The sequence below is a fragment of the Rhodoglobus sp. G.S.4 genome (genome assembly GCF_056619605.1).
The window spans coordinates 2,266,631-2,280,233 of the sequence record NZ_CM152748.1 but is presented as its reverse complement, the minus strand read 5'-3'; the positions used below and the strand labels follow the sequence as shown (position 1 = coordinate 2,280,233).

Annotated in this window: 13 protein-coding genes; 8 read left to right on the top strand and 5 right to left on the bottom strand. The window is 60.0% G+C overall.

What is annotated here, in order from left to right; all coding sequences use genetic code 11:
* The first annotated feature begins 1 nt into the window (after nt 1).
* Nucleotides 2–547 carry a DUF1697 domain-containing protein gene (locus tag AC061P_RS11255; RefSeq protein ID WP_480391233.1) on the top strand — a complete coding sequence of 182 codons (546 nt, stop codon included), beginning with the start codon at nt 2–4 and terminating at the stop codon, nt 545–547.
* On the opposite strand, the gene purU is transcribed toward AC061P_RS11255, so the two are convergent.
* A complete protein-coding gene (gene purU, locus AC061P_RS11250; protein WP_449647368.1) occupies nt 544–1,398 on the bottom strand; it encodes a formyltetrahydrofolate deformylase in 855 nt (284 codons plus the stop codon). The genes AC061P_RS11255 and purU overlap by 4 nt on opposite strands.
* Nucleotides 1,399–1,438: 40 nt before the next feature.
* Here purU and AC061P_RS11245 point away from each other — a divergent pair, with 40 nt between their 5' ends.
* A complete protein-coding gene (locus AC061P_RS11245) occupies nt 1,439–2,695 on the top strand; it encodes an MFS transporter (RefSeq protein WP_449647367.1) in 1,257 nt (418 codons plus the stop codon).
* On the opposite strand, the gene nagA is transcribed toward AC061P_RS11245, so the two are convergent.
* Together nagA and AC061P_RS11235 are read right to left on the bottom strand one after the other, a co-directional pair.
* Nucleotides 2,631–3,803, bottom strand: coding sequence for an N-acetylglucosamine-6-phosphate deacetylase (nagA, locus tag AC061P_RS11240; RefSeq protein WP_480391232.1), 1,173 nt, complete (start codon nt 3,801–3,803; stop codon nt 2,631–2,633). The genes AC061P_RS11245 and nagA overlap by 65 nt on opposite strands.
* 25 nt (nt 3,804–3,828) lie before the next feature.
* Complete coding sequence (locus AC061P_RS11235; protein WP_480391231.1) at nt 3,829–5,325, bottom strand: family 20 glycosylhydrolase; 1,497 nt, start codon at nt 5,323–5,325, stop codon at nt 3,829–3,831.
* Nucleotides 5,326–5,453: 128 nt separating this feature from the next.
* Here AC061P_RS11235 and glyA point away from each other — a divergent pair, with 128 nt between their 5' ends.
* Together glyA and AC061P_RS11225 are read left to right on the top strand one after the other, a co-directional pair.
* Nucleotides 5,454–6,737 carry a serine hydroxymethyltransferase gene (gene glyA / locus AC061P_RS11230; RefSeq protein ID WP_480391230.1) on the top strand — a complete coding sequence of 428 codons (1,284 nt, stop codon included), beginning with the start codon at nt 5,454–5,456 and terminating at the stop codon, nt 6,735–6,737.
* A gap of 161 nt (nt 6,738–6,898) precedes the next feature.
* A complete protein-coding gene (locus AC061P_RS11225; protein WP_480392178.1) occupies nt 6,899–7,774 on the top strand; it encodes a bifunctional methylenetetrahydrofolate dehydrogenase/methenyltetrahydrofolate cyclohydrolase in 876 nt (291 codons plus the stop codon).
* 148 nt (nt 7,775–7,922) lie between these two features.
* Here AC061P_RS11225 and AC061P_RS11220 read toward each other — a convergent pair whose 3' ends face one another.
* Nucleotides 7,923–8,939 carry a galactokinase gene (locus AC061P_RS11220; RefSeq protein ID WP_449647362.1) on the bottom strand — a complete coding sequence of 339 codons (1,017 nt, stop codon included), beginning with the start codon at nt 8,937–8,939 and terminating at the stop codon, nt 7,923–7,925.
* 43 nt (nt 8,940–8,982) lie between these two features.
* On the opposite strand from AC061P_RS11220, the gene AC061P_RS11215 reads away from it, so the two are divergent.
* From AC061P_RS11215 to AC061P_RS11205, 3 genes are read left to right on the top strand one after another with little or no spacing between them, the layout of a single operon-like run.
* On the top strand, nt 8,983–9,903 hold the full coding sequence (locus AC061P_RS11215) for an aldose 1-epimerase family protein (protein WP_480391229.1): 921 nt from the start codon (nt 8,983–8,985) through the stop codon (nt 9,901–9,903).
* Entirely contained in the window at nt 9,900–10,958 is a 1,059-nt protein-coding gene (locus AC061P_RS11210) for a VIT1/CCC1 transporter family protein (protein WP_480391228.1), read from the top strand. Before AC061P_RS11215 ends, AC061P_RS11210 begins: the two co-directional genes overlap by 4 nt.
* A gap of 33 nt (nt 10,959–10,991) precedes the next feature.
* Nucleotides 10,992–11,558 (top strand): cysteine hydrolase family protein, encoded by a 567-nt coding sequence (locus tag AC061P_RS11205; protein WP_449647359.1) that lies wholly within the window; start codon nt 10,992–10,994, stop codon nt 11,556–11,558.
* 19 nt (nt 11,559–11,577) lie between these two features.
* On the opposite strand, the gene AC061P_RS11200 is transcribed toward AC061P_RS11205, so the two are convergent.
* Nucleotides 11,578–11,784 carry a PLDc N-terminal domain-containing protein gene (locus AC061P_RS11200; RefSeq protein WP_480391227.1) on the bottom strand — a complete coding sequence of 69 codons (207 nt, stop codon included), beginning with the start codon at nt 11,782–11,784 and terminating at the stop codon, nt 11,578–11,580.
* A 199-nt stretch (nt 11,785–11,983) separates the two neighbouring features.
* On the opposite strand from AC061P_RS11200, the gene AC061P_RS11195 reads away from it, so the two are divergent.
* Nucleotides 11,984–13,546: a stealth family protein gene (locus tag AC061P_RS11195; protein ID WP_480391226.1), complete on the top strand. Its 1,563-nt coding sequence runs from the start codon at nt 11,984–11,986 to the stop codon at nt 13,544–13,546.
* Nucleotides 13,547–13,603 lie beyond the last annotated feature (57 nt).

The following is a 13,603-nucleotide window of genomic DNA, read 5'->3' as shown; positions in this document are numbered from 1 at the left end:
AATGACAAAGTATGTGGCACTGCTTCGCGGTATTAACGTCGGCGGCAAAAATGTGATCAGCATGAAGTCGTTGATCGATTGTTTTAGTGCTGCTGGTTTTGAGGGCGTTCGAACTTTTATTCAGAGTGGCAATGTCTTGTTTGCCTGCAATTCGGGGAGCAGCGCGGAACTTGAAGTGACTATCGAACGGATGCTGTTCGAGAGTTTTGAGACAGAGATTATTACCGTGGTGCGGTCGCGGGATGAACTCGCCGCAACGATCGCGGCAGCCCCGGCCAATCACGGCTCGTCAGAGTTATTGGGAGATGTGCTTTTTCTCAAGCGACCGTTCACTGCTGCGGAAGCGATGGAGCAGTTGCCAGAGCTCAATGACAACGTCGACTCAATCGCACCGGGGCCGGATGCGCTCTACTTCTCGCGCACGGTCGTCGATTCGGCGAAGTCGCGAATCGATCGGCTGCGCAGTAACCGACTGTCGAAGCGGATGACGGTGCGCAACTGGCGCACGACTAATCGACTGCTCGAAATGCTTGACACGGAAGGTTAGCGGAAGATGATTGTGCGCGCCCCGTCGAGCAGTACGCGGTCTTCGGCAAACCACTTCACTGCTTGCGTGAGGGTGCGGCTCTCTTCGTCTTGACCGATCGAGACCAGTTCGCTTGAGGTGCTGGCGTGATCGACGCGCACCACGTTCTGCTCAATGATGGGTCCCTCGTCGAGGTCACTCGTCACGAAGTGGGCGGTGGCGCCGATGAGCTTCACGCCGCGAGCGTGCGCTTGTTTGTAAGGGTTTGCGCCCTTGAAGCCGGGCAGGAACGAGTGGTGGATGTTGATGATCTTGCCGCTCAACTGTTCGCACAGCTCGGGGGAGAGGATCTGCATGTAGCGGGCAAGCACCACGAGTTCGATGTCGTGCTGTTCGACTACCTCGAGGATGCGATCTTCGAACGCCAACTTCTGGCCGGGCGTCGTCACTGCGTGTGACTCGAACGGCACTTTGTAAAACTCGGCAAGAGAACCCAGATCAGGGTGGTTGCTCATGATGAGCGGAAGATCGACCGCTAGTTGACCTGCACGCTGACGGTAAAGAAGGTCATTGACGCAGTGTCCAGCCTTGGATGCCAGAACAAGAGTGCGCAGGGGGCGCCCCACAACATCGAGTTGCCATTCCATCGCGTACCGCTCGGTCACGGGTGCGAGGGCTGTCTCGAAATCGTGGCGCGAAGCATCCGATTCCACTTGGAGTCTCATGAAGAAGCGGCCGGTGTCGCCGCTGGAGAATTGCTGGGATTCGGTGATGTTGCCACCGGCGTCAACAATGGCCCCACTGATGGCGTGAACGATGCCGGGCTTGTCGTCACAAGTGAGAGTTACTATCCAGTGCGTTGAGGTGGTCACAGAATTAGCGTACCGGTGCCAGCGATAGGCTTAGGCAGATATGAGCACGCCACGCACGTCACCAGCATCCGCCACTTCTCAAGCGTTTCCGTGGGCGGGTCTCTTTACCCTCTCAGCGCTGATCTTTACCTCGGTCACTAGCGAGTGGTTGCCGACCGGTTTGTTGCCGGAGATTGCTTCTGAGCTCTCGGTTTCTGAGTCGCAAGTCGGGTTGCTCATCACGATCTTTGCGGCCACTGTCGTGATCTCCACCGCACCGCTTGCCGCGCTCACTCGAAATCAGCCCCGCAAGAAGCTTGTCATTGTGGTGTTGTTGGTTTTTGTAGTCGGAAACCTTCTGGCAGCTGCCGCCCCGAACTATGCCGTTCTGGTTATCGCCCGAATTATCGGCGGGCTGTCGCACGGACTGTTCTGGGCTGTCGTAGGGGCCTACTCGGCACACCTCGTCCCCCCGCATCAGGTCGGGCGAGCTGTTGCCGTCACGAGCGCCGGAGCCACCGCAGCCTTCGTGCTCGGTGTGCCTGTGGGAACCGCTCTCGGCCACGCCCTCGGCTGGAGACTCGCCTTCGTCGTAATCGCGATCATCATTTTGGCGCTCACGATCATGGTCGTGCGGATTCTGCCTCCCGTTGATCACCAGCAGCCTCTCGCCACTGGCGAAATTTCGATTCCCTTGCGCAAAGACCGCTCAGTGCCCGGCGTGATCTACGTGTGCATTTTGGTTGCTCTGGCAATGCTCGGCCACAACCTCTTCTACACCTACATCGTTCCCTATCTGATTGGTCCCGCCGGGATCGAGGGCGGCGCTGTCGCCGGTGTGCTGCTCATTTTTGGTGCCTCTGGTGCTGTCGGTCTTGCACTAGCCGGGCTCCTCGTTGATCGCTTCCCCCGCAGCATCATCCCCGTCACCGTTGCGCTCGTCGCGATCTGTGCAGCACTGCTCGGAATGTTCCCGGCGCAACCCGCAATCATGTTCACCGTCATCGCCGTCTGGGGCATCGCCTTCGGCGGAGTCCCCGCCATGATGCAGACCCGACTCCTGCAATTGGCCTCACCCCGCATGCGCGACGTCGGCTCGGCCTACCTCACCACCTCGTTCAACATTGGTATCGGCGGCGGCGCACTCCTCGGCGGCATTCTGCTCGATCAGTACGGCGTAATCTCGCTGCCCTACGTCGACGCCGCCATTCTCGGCGTTGCCGTGGTGTTCGCGATCGTCGGAGGAGAACTCCTTAGGCGTCGGAGTGCTCGGACTGCGGCAGTTCGTGACCAGCAGCCCACACCGCCTGCACCCTAAGGTCGGCATCGAGCAGCACGGCGTCGGCGGCAAATCCGGGAGCCAGAGTGCCCAGATCGCCGGAGCGCCCAATAGCCCTCGCCGGCACAGCGGAAGCCGCGGCAGCAGCCTGCGGCAGAGTTAGCCCAACTTCGTTTACAGCTCGACGCACCGCGGCATCCATCGTCAGCGTAGATCCAGCGATTGAGCCGCCATTGCTGAGTCGAGCGACCCCATTCGTGACGGTGACGTCGAGCGACCCCAGCCGGTACTGCCCGTCCTGGGAACACGCCGCAGCCATGGCGTCGGTAACAAGCGCGACGCGCCCTGGTGCCGACGCAAACAACATCTTTACGACATCGGGATGCACGTGCACGCCGTCATTGATGACCTCAAGAACCACGGATTCTCGACTGATCGCCGCCGTAATGGGCCCAGGCTCGCGGTGGTGGATGCCATGCATGGCGTTGAACGTGTGGGTGAGCAGTCGCGCCCCGGCATCGATCGCGGCGAGCGTCTGGTCGTAATCGGCTGAGGTGTGGCCGATCGCAACGGTTACACCGGCGGCGCTCAGCTGGGAGATGGCCTCCATTGCCCCGTCGAGTTCGGGGGCGAGAGTGATTTGTCGCAGCGTGCCATTGGCGGCAGCAAGCAGTTCGTCAATCTCGCTGGCGGTGGGGTTGCGCAGCGCGTCAGGGCTGTGGGCTCCCTTGAACGAGTGGTTGAGGAATGGGCCCTCCAAGTGACTGCCCAGTACCAGAGGATCGCTGGCGGCAAGTTCCGCGATTGTCGCCAAGTTTCGAACGAGGCTCGCATGGTCTCCGCTCACGAGTGAGATTACGGAGCGGGTTGTGCCCTTGGCCCGGTGCGCACGGAGAGCGGTGCGAATGGCGTCTGGGCCAGCATCGAACGCTGCGCCGTTGCCGCCGTGACAGTGAATGTCAACGAAACCGGCAGTGAGAAAGTTGCCGGCGGCATCCGTGACTGTTGTCTCGTTTGTCGTGTTGGCTCGCCATTCATCGCCAGCGCCAATCGCGACTATCGTGTCGTTCTGCCACGCCACCCAACCATCGTCGACGATCTCGCTGCCGGTAACTAGCTGCGCCGAATGGATGACGTGGTCGTTCACGATGTGCTGCTCATTCCAGGCCAGCTCACTTCGGCCAGCTCACTTCATTGACGCGGTTGTAGGTGATCTCTGCGGCATCGAGCCGCGGCGACCAGTCTGCCAGACGGCGAGTGAAATCGGCCCAGTCGTGCGCGGAGCGTGGCGACCACGCAATTTCGGCGGCGGCGATAATGCGCGGAAAGACCATATATTCCAGATCGCGCACATTGTCGATTGTCTCGGTCCAGAGTGGTGCTTCGATGCCGAGGATGTGCTCATCTGTCACCCCGCTGGTGATGGCTGCTGGGTCCCAGTTGTAGGCATCGTGGAGAGTGGTCGGCCCGTCAGCCCATTCCAAGCCCAGCTTTTCGTCACCCGCATATTTCATATCGAGGTAGATGGCATCTGCGGGGGACATGATTATCTGGCCGCCCTGCTCGATGAAGGAGGCCACCCGTTTGTCGGCATCATCGCAAGGGGTGACGTAGCTCCAATACTGACCAACGGTTCCGGCGGGCAAATCGCGGCTGCGCCCCATCTCGTGCCAGCCGATCAGAGTCTTGCCATGGCTTGCCGCAATCGCCGTCGCGCGCTGGATGAACTCGAGATAGTCTTCGTCGCTTGTCGCGAGTGATTCGTCACCACCGAGGTGAAGGTACCGGCCCGGGGTTAGCTCGCTAATCTCACGAAATACGTCATCCAGAAATTGATACGTCAGTTCCTTCTCAATGCACAAGGAGCTGAATCCCACTTCGATACCGCTGTACGGCGCAGGCGCAACATCGTCGCAATTAAGTTCGGGGTAGGCAGACAGGGCCGCATTGGTGTGGCCGGGCACATCAATTTCGGGCACGACAGTGATGTAGCGGGATGCCGCATACTCAACAATCTCGGTGTAGTCGGCCTTGGTATAGAAACCGCCAACCCCGCCGCCGACGGCCGTGGTTGCGCCGAGGCCTGTCAGATTCGGCCACGAGTCGATGTGGATGCGCCAGCCCTGATCATCGGTCAGATGCAAGTGCAGCACGTTAAGCTTGAGCAGCGCCATCCGGTCGAGGTAGCGCTTGACGGCGGTCACATCGAAGAAGTGTCTCGCAACGTCGAGCATCGCGCCGCGATAGGAGAAGCGAGGGTAATCACTAATGTCGACGCACGGCACGAGCCAGGCGACATCCTGCACCGTGTGGTGTTCGATCGCGTGCGGAAGCAACTGGCGCAGCGACTGAACTCCTGCAAAAAGTTGAGCGGCGTCATCCGCTCGCAATTCGATTCGCGTTTCGGTGACGCTGAGGAGGTAACCCGGTGTCGGCTGCGCGGTGTCGCCGATGGTGAGCTCGATTGTCGGGGAGTCCAGAGTTTCTGCGGTGGCTGCGGTGGCAACGGGAAGGCGGAATCCTGTTGCCGGACGAAGCAGTTCGGCTAAGTATTCGGCGACGGGCTGTGCGCTGCCGGTGGCATGGATGACCGTGGTGTCAGTGAGGGCACAGTGGCCTGCTCCGGCGCTGAAGTGTACGGGGGCGGGCATCACGGGGGCAGTCGTCATTGAGTTCCGATCGGCGAGGGGTTTGTCAGGGATCCTAACTAACTAAGACTAATTCTTGCAGGTTCTCGCGACGTTGACCAGCACCCGGTAGATTTGACGTATCCACCCAAGTCGCAAGGAGCTCATCTGTGTCAACATTCCTTTCTCCTCTGTCTGAGGTAGACCCCGAGATCGCTGCAGTGCTCGCTCAAGAGCTCGGTCGCCAGCGCAACACCCTCGAGATGATTGCGAGCGAGAACTTTGTTCCGCGTGCCGTTCTTGAAGCACAGGGCTCGGTTCTCACCAACAAGTACGCAGAGGGTTATCCGGGACGCCGCTACTACGGCGGTTGCGAATTTGTGGATATTGCCGAAAAACTCGCCATCGAGCGCGCTAAGAGCCTGTTCGGTTCTGCATTCGCCAACGTTCAGCCGCACTCGGGAGCATCGGCCAACGCCGCAGTGCTCTCCGCTATTGCTAAGCCCGGCGACCGCATTCTCGGGCTCTCTCTCGACCATGGCGGGCACCTCACGCACGGTATGCGCCTCAACTTCTCTGGCAAGCTCTACGAAGCGCACGCCTATGGAGTAAACGAAGAGACCGGCGTTCTCGACATGGCCGACGTTCGCGCCAAGGCCATCGAAGTTCAGCCGCACGTGATCATCGCTGGCTGGTCGGCATACTCGCGTCAGCTCGACTTTGCCGAGTTTCGTTCGATCGCCGATGAGGTCGGAGCAGTGCTCTGGGTCGACATGGCTCACTTCGCGGGGCTCGTTGCTGCCGGCCTGCACCCGAATCCCGTTCCTTTTGCGGATGTCGTCTCGTCGACAGTGCACAAGACGATCGGTGGGCCACGTTCGGGCTTCATCCTCACGAACAACGTCGACATCGCCAAGAAGATCAACTCCAATGTGTTCCCCGGACAACAGGGTGGACCCCTCATGCACGTCATCGCCGCCAAGGCGACCGCGTTCATGCTCGCGGCAACGCCCGAGTTCAAGGATCGCCAAGAGCGCACCCTTCGTGGAGCCAAGCTTCTCGCTGAGCGTCTAGTTCGCGACGACATGACAGAGCTCGGCATCGACGTACTCACGGGAGGCACCGACGTGCACCTCGTGCTCGTCGACCTGCGCAAGTCAGAGCTCAACGGTCAAGAAGCCGAAGATCTGCTGCACTCCGTCGACATCACCGTCAACCGCAACGCTGTTCCCGCTGACCCGCGCCCACCGATGGTGACTTCAGGGCTCCGCATCGGAACGCCAGCGCTTGCTACCCGCGGATTCGGTGACGCCGAATTCACCGAGGTAGCCGACATCATTGCCGAAACCCTCAAGCCCGGAGCCGACATCGCCGCACTGCAGGTTCGCGCCCGCGCGCTCGCCGATGCCTTCCCGCTCTATGAAGGACTCGAAAGCCCAGGCAGCTGGGCATAAGCAGCACCACCAGGACTAACCGGGCCCGAACAGGCCCGGACAGGAACAACTAGAGAGCTCGTTGCCGAGTGAACCTGGCGACGAGCTCTTTAGCGTTTAATAGACAGAGCAGTGTGTAGAAGCGGCCACTCGAGCGTGTGGCCCAACGTGAATGGAAAATGATGACCGCAGTGAAACTTGATGGTGTTGCCACGGCAACCGCAGTGAAAAACGAACTGCGTGTTCGCGTCGACGCCCTCAAAGCCCGTGGCATCACCCCGGGCCTCGGCACCCTGCTCGTTGGTGACGACCCGGGATCCCGTTCCTACGTTGCCGGTAAGCACCGCGACTGCGCCGAAATTGGCATCGAATCTATTCGAGTCGATTTGCCAGCCACAGCATCCGCTGATGAAGTTCGGGATGCCATCATTGCCCTGAACGAAAACCCTGCTGTCACTGGTTACATTATTCAGTTGCCGCTGCCTGCCGGTCTCGATGAGAACGCGATGCTCGAACTCATGGACCCGGCCAAAGATGCGGATGGACTGCACCCGACAAACCTGGGTCGCCTCGTTCTAGGTGTCGGCACGAAACTCGACTCCCCGCTGCCATGTACCCCAGCCGGAATTGTCGAAATGCTGGAGCGGTACAACGTGCCCATCTCCGGCAAGCACGTCGTTGTTGTCGGTAGAGGTCTCACGGTCGGGCGGCCCCTTGGCCTCGTTCTCACCCGCAAGGGTCTGGATGCCACTGTCACCCTCACCCATTCCCGCACGACCCAACTCGAAACCCACGTTCGCCAAGGCGACATCGTGATAGCTGCTGTCGGCTCTGCTGGGCTTATCCGCCCCGAGTGGATCAAGCCAGGGGCGGCAGTGCTCGACGTCGGAATCACTCGCGTCATCAACGATAAAACAGGCAAGGGCCGACTCGTTGGAGATGTTGATCCCGGCGTGGCAGAGGTCGCAGGATTCCTCTCACCAATGCCAGGCGGGGTTGGTCCGATGACTCGCGCGATGCTCGTCAAGAACGTCGTCGACGCGGCTGAACGGCTGTAGCGGTGAGCGCAGAACGGCCGCCGAGGCCACAGCGAGTGACCCCCCGCACTCCACGTAAGCGCCGTTTTCCTTGGGCTCAAGTGTGGGTCTGGGCCGGCACGATTGTCGCGATCGGCCTCGCGATCGCCGTTGTATTCAAGATCAACGGCTAACGATCGCGCAGGGCACCCTGCGACGGCGAGAACGCCTCCACGGTGGGTTGCCCCATTGCGTGCTCGGCGAAAGCTCCATCGAGAGCTACTCGCACCCGGGATGCCGTATCGGTGTCGACGAGGGCGACAGCAACTCCGCTGAACGGACGACCGAGCATCCGCGCGCCCAAAGCACCGGCGGTGAGAGCTGTTTCGACGGCGAGGTCAACTTCGGTGGTTGAGATGCCGTAGTCGTCGCGCAGGCTCGCGTGCGAGGCGTCGAGCAGAGCGCCAAGAAGCCGCGGTGTTTCATCGCGAATGGCGAGCGCTGCGTCACGAACCCGCTGATTCTCTGTGATGGTGTGCAAGGTTCGGCGTACCTCGTCATCCGCTGTCACCGTCTCGAGGGCGTCCGCCGTTGGGGCATCAGTGTCGATGACGAGTAGTTCGAGCCCGGCCGTCGTCCAGTCGAGGGGGAGGAGCTCTGGCCGAGTCTCGCGCTCTAACCGCACGAGGGCGTGGTCGTCGAGCGCAAACACGCACGCCGCAATTTCGGGGTGCTCTGGCAAGTGGGAGACGTCTTTGCTCAGGTTCCACAGGTCAGTCAGGGCCAGCGCGATCGCGGCCTCCAGCGCGGCCGAGGAACCCAATCCGGCGCCAATGGGCACCGTGGTGTCGATGAACACGTCCACGCCGCTCAATGAATCAGCGTCCGCGGATGCCGTCAGTGCCTCCTGCACGATACCCAGCGCGATACGACTCCAGCCCTGAACCTCGGTCGAGGCCAACTCGTCGAGCTCGATCGTGACGAGCTCATCAACGAGGGCGCTCGCGATGCGTACGGTACGGTCGGAGCGAAGCCCGGCGGCGAGCACGGTGCGGCGATTGATCGCGATGGCCAGTTCGGCATCCGTCTCTGGACTATCGGCGGTGCCGAGGAGGGTGAGGCGACCGGGGGCTGACCACACGCCAGTGGCGGGGTGGCCGAAGACGGCCTCGAAGTCGTAAAGTACGTCGTCGCGAATATCTGACATGGGTGCTTCTTTCGTGAGTGCATTGCGCCGGTAGGCTAGTGCGGTGATTGCGCCTACCGGAACCCAGTACATCATCACTCGCGCCACTGAGCAGGGAGAGGCGCGGGCGACCATCACCGAACTAGCGGCATCGTTGCGGGAGTTCAGCATCGGTGACGTTGAACTGGTGGAATCGTACGCCGAATCGGCGATGCCTCCCTTCGCTGATGGCATCGTGTTGGTTCCGTGGCCGAACCGCGTTGAAGATGGTCGCTGGATGCTCGATGGTGAGGTTCAGCAACTCGATATCACTGAGGGCGACCGCAACAACGCCATTCATGGTCTGCTCCGCAACACCGGTTACACGCTTGTCGAACGCACACCAGAGTCGGTCACCCTGGCCGCGACCATTTTTCCGCAGCACGGGTACTCGTTTCACGTCCGGACGACGGTGCGCTACAAACTGACCGAGAGCGGCTTGCGCGTCACTCACACCGCCACCAATCTGTCGGATGCCGCAGCTCCTTATGCGCTCGGTGCTCATCCGTTCTTCAAGCTCGGTGAGACCCCGATCGCGCAGCTCACACTCACAATGAGCGCCGCCACTCGCTTCGAGTCGAATGAGCGCCTCATCCCCACCGCTGAAGTTGCTGTGGCCGGTACCGAATTTGACCTGAGGGGTGGACGCCTGATTGGCGAACTAGATCTGGATACTGCGTTCGCCGGCATTGAGGTTGTTGACGGTGTCGCAGCTCGTCTCACCGCACCGGATGGCCGCGAGCTTCGGGTCACTGTCGATGAGAAGTTCGATTTCGTGCAGCTCTTTACTCCGCGCAACTTTCCGACCCTTGCGGGTGTCGGCCAGGTTGTCGCGATTGAGCCGATGACGGCAGCGCCGAACGCGTTCAACACTGGCCGTGGGCTCCTCTGGCTTGAGCCGGGGGTCGAGTTCTCGGCTACCTGGGGAATCGAGTACTCCGCATGACGCGCACCCCCACCCCTCGCGAGGTTCGGCGCTGGCGACGCTATCTTGCGGCCGAACGTGCCGAAGCCGCCGTCTACCGTGATCTTGCATCCCGTCGCACCGGCGAAGAGCGCGAGATTCTGTTGGCACTTGCTGCGGCAGAAAAACGTCACGAAGATCACTGGCTAACCTTGCTTGGCGAGCATGCTGGTCGTCCACTGGCGACAGACCCGCGCACCCGACTGCTTGGCCTCTTGGCTCGGCGATTTGGTTCAGTCTTTGTGCTCGCGCTTGCGCAGCGGGCAGAATCCCGATCGCCGTATATGGATGATGCTGACGCAACAGACTCGATGGCCGCCGACGAAGCGGTGCACGAGGAAGTGGTGCGCGCTCTCGCGACGCGTGGCCGCCAACGTCTCTCGGGTACGTTCCGCGCCGCCGTGTTCGGAGCCAACGATGGGCTCGTCTCCAACCTCGCCCTCGTGCTCGGTATGAGTGCGGCAGGATTGCCCAACTCGATCGTGTTGCTTTCTGGTGTTGCCGGGCTCCTCGCCGGTGCGCTCTCAATGGCGGCAGGCGAATACGTCTCTGTTCGGTCGCAACTCGAACTCGAGAATGCTGCCGCCCATGGACCCATTGCGACCGATTCGGTTTCTCACCTCGACGTCGACGAAAACGAGTTGGCCCTCGTTTACCGCGCTCGCGGAATGAGCGAGCAAGACGCTGACGTGCACGCTGCTGAAGTGTTAGCCGGCCCAGAAAAGCAGGCCGAGCGCGATACTTCTGCGCACAATCCCATCGGGTCGGCCGTCGGAGCATCCGCATCCAGCTTCATGTTCTTTGCCTCTGGTGCGGTCATCCCAGTGCTGCCGTACCTCTTTGGTGCTGAAGGGCTCACTGCTGTCTTCATCGCCAGCGGCCTCGTCGGTATCGCGCTTCTCATTACTGGCGCTATCGTCGGGCTGCTCTCGGGTGCTTCGCCGCTGAAGCGGGCGCTGCGCCAACTAGCGATTGGTTATGGTGCCGCTGCGGCAACCTATCTCCTAGGTTTACTATTTGGGGTAAGCGTCGGCTAGTTCGGTAGCGACGGTTACGGCGAGGAGGCCGCGATGGCTACAGCACTGATAGTGGTGGATGTTCAACGAGGCTTCGACGATTCCGACTATTGGGGCGATCGCAACAACCCCGACTGCGAATCAAATATTGGCATGCTGATTGGTCACTGGCGTCGCGAAGGCTGGCCCATTGTGTATGTTCGCCACGATTCCGCCGATCCTGAATCACCCCTGCATCCGAGCTCGCAGGGTAATGAGTTCAAGGATGTACTGTCGGGCACTCCCGACCTGATTGTGTCGAAATCAGTGAACTCTAGCTTTCATGGCAGCCCTGATCTCGACTCGTGGCTGCAAGCATCCGGAATCAACTCGATCGCAATCTGCGGCATCACCACAAACCACTGCTGCGAAACCACTGCGAGGGTCGGTGGCAATCTCGGTTATGAGGTGACGTTCGTGTTGGATGCCACCCATACTTTCGATCGCGTCGGACCGTATGGCGAAGAAGTCACCGCCGATGAACTCTCCCGCATAACCGGAGTGAACCTTCATGACGAGTTCGCTCACATCGTGCACACGAGAGAACTGTTGGGCGCAGCTCCCGAGGGATTCATTGTCTAGAGCGGCATTTCTGGTAGCGCTAGAGCAGTGCCGAGTTTCGCCCGATAGCGAACCAAATGAGTGATCCGATAAATGGTGCGATGAGAATGACGATCAACCAGAGCAGTTTGGTATTAGTCGGCATTGTCGAGTTGAAGACTTGCATGAGCGCAACGACAATTAGTGCGAGATACGCAACGACCGCGAGAATCGGGATGATTCCCCAGAGAAGGGAGAAGTCGGTCATGATGCCTCCTTGGTGGGTAGCTCAACTCTACCGAGTATGACTCAATGACACAGTGTGTGTTTCACGGTAAGGATGCCGCTCTTGAGCTAGCACGCGGGGCGCAATCCGGCCGATTCTCAGTGGGTCAGGCTATTCTGAGAAAAGCTAACGGCACTTCGGTCGCTGGGCAGCTCACTCACGCTTTCACGAAGGGGCCCCCATGATTGATCATGTTTCTTCTCCCGCGGTTGTTGACCGCGATGATGTTGTTTTGCACGACGGGCTTTTGGCTCTGAGTAATGACACTTTGACACCGCGGGAAGCGGTGCGCCACGATCTCCTGTTTCTTCGCGGTGTGCTCGATGATGCGGGCATCAAGTTTTTGTTGGTGCGCGGTGACGGCGAAACACCTGTGTTGGCAGTCGATTGGAAAGACCGCAAAGCGCTCGGATTTGCTTTAGTTTCCGCGTGCCAAAATGAACCATTTTATGTGAAGCCGGCCCGCATTAAAGAGAACGGCAAGCCGGTGGCATCGGATGCCCGTGACAGTCCTGTTCTCGTGGCGGGTGGCGTTCTGGTGTCTGCCATTAAGGCGAAAGCGATGATGCTGTTTCGTCCGAGGGTTGAGCCGGCGGGCCGTCTCCGATTCGATGCGCCATTCGGTGTGCGCCTTGAACTGTGGGAATACGTTCGTGACGAAGTAGTAGCCCCTAACCCGAATGCGTTGATGCGTCGGTGGGTGCCGCGCAGCGAAGCAATCGACGACACTGTCGAATTTTACGGCCAGTCGTGGCCGACGCTGCGGGGAATGTTCGATCCGCTTGCCAGCGATATTCAATTTGATATCGACATTGTGTTTTCGTGGGTTGACGGCGCCGAGTTGGAGTGGCAAAAAGCTCGCGCTGCCCGCATGGCGAACTTTGTTGTTGGTGAGGGTGACGACTCCGAGGCACGCTTTAGGCAGTTGGATGAGCTGAAATACGCTCTGCGTTCGGTGCACTTGTTCGCACCGTGGATTCGCAATATCTATATTGCGACTGACTCGCCTCGTCCGGCATGGTTGGCCGAGCATCCGCGGGTCACGTTGATGCGCAGCGAAGACTTTTTCGCTAACCACGACGATCTGCCTACCCACAATTCGCATGCCGTGGAGAGCCAGCTGCACAACATCCCGGGCCTCAGTGAGCACTTTTTGTATTCGAATGACGACATGTTCTTTGGTCGTTCGGTGAGCCCGTCGGCTTTCTTCACGCCCGGTGGGGTGTCGAAATTTATTGAGGCGCGCACCCGTATTGGTCTGGGGGAGAGCAGTGTCGAGCGTTCCGGCTTTGAGAATGCGGCGCGGGTGAATCGTCGACTATTGCAGCAGAAGTTTGGCGCGACCATAACGCGTCATCTCGAGCATGCTGCAACGCCCTTGCGGGTTTCGGTTTTGAAGGAGTTGGAGCAGGAATTCCCGGAGGATTTCAAGCGCACCAGTGCGAGTGCTTTCCGCCAAGCCACTGACGTTTCAGTGACCAATTCGCTGTACCACTACTACGCGCTGTTGAGCGGCAAGGCGATGATTCAGGCGGATGCCAAGGTCAAGTATGTTGATACGACATCGCTTGAGGGTTTGCGCAAGATGCGGTCGCTGCTCCGCAAACGGTCGAGTGACTTTTTCTGCCTGAATGACAGCAGCTTTCCGGAGGTATCAGCGGAAGACCGTGCGGCTGCTGTGCGCACGTTCCTTGACGAGTATTACCCCATCGCGGCGCCCTGGGAGCTTCCCGAAGCGGAGTAGCGTTACCGCCGGTCTGCAATAGGTTTGCGCGTGCGCGTGCGCGTGCGCCTGCGCCTC

Excerpts from the sequence above, each read along its gene's own strand:
- AC061P_RS11255 (WP_480391233.1), top strand. The coding sequence starts at position 2 with ATGACAAAGTATGTGGCACTGCTTCGCGGTATTAACGTCGGCGGCAAA.
- AC061P_RS11245 (WP_449647367.1), top strand. The coding sequence starts at position 1,439 with ATGAGCACGCCACGCACGTCACCAGCATCCGCCACTTCTCAAGCGTTT.
- AC061P_RS11235 (WP_480391231.1), bottom strand. The coding sequence starts at position 5,325 with ATGACGACTGCCCCCGTGATGCCCGCCCCCGTACACTTCAGCGCCGGA.
- AC061P_RS11225 (WP_480392178.1), top strand. The coding sequence starts at position 6,899 with ATGACCGCAGTGAAACTTGATGGTGTTGCCACGGCAACCGCAGTGAAA.
- AC061P_RS11220 (WP_449647362.1), bottom strand. The coding sequence starts at position 8,939 with ATGTCAGATATTCGCGACGACGTACTTTACGACTTCGAGGCCGTCTTC.
- AC061P_RS11210 (WP_480391228.1), top strand. The coding sequence starts at position 9,900 with ATGACGCGCACCCCCACCCCTCGCGAGGTTCGGCGCTGGCGACGCTAT.
- AC061P_RS11205 (WP_449647359.1), top strand. The coding sequence starts at position 10,992 with ATGGCTACAGCACTGATAGTGGTGGATGTTCAACGAGGCTTCGACGAT.
- AC061P_RS11200 (WP_480391227.1), bottom strand. The coding sequence starts at position 11,784 with ATGACCGACTTCTCCCTTCTCTGGGGAATCATCCCGATTCTCGCGGTC.
- AC061P_RS11195 (WP_480391226.1), top strand. The coding sequence starts at position 11,984 with ATGATTGATCATGTTTCTTCTCCCGCGGTTGTTGACCGCGATGATGTT.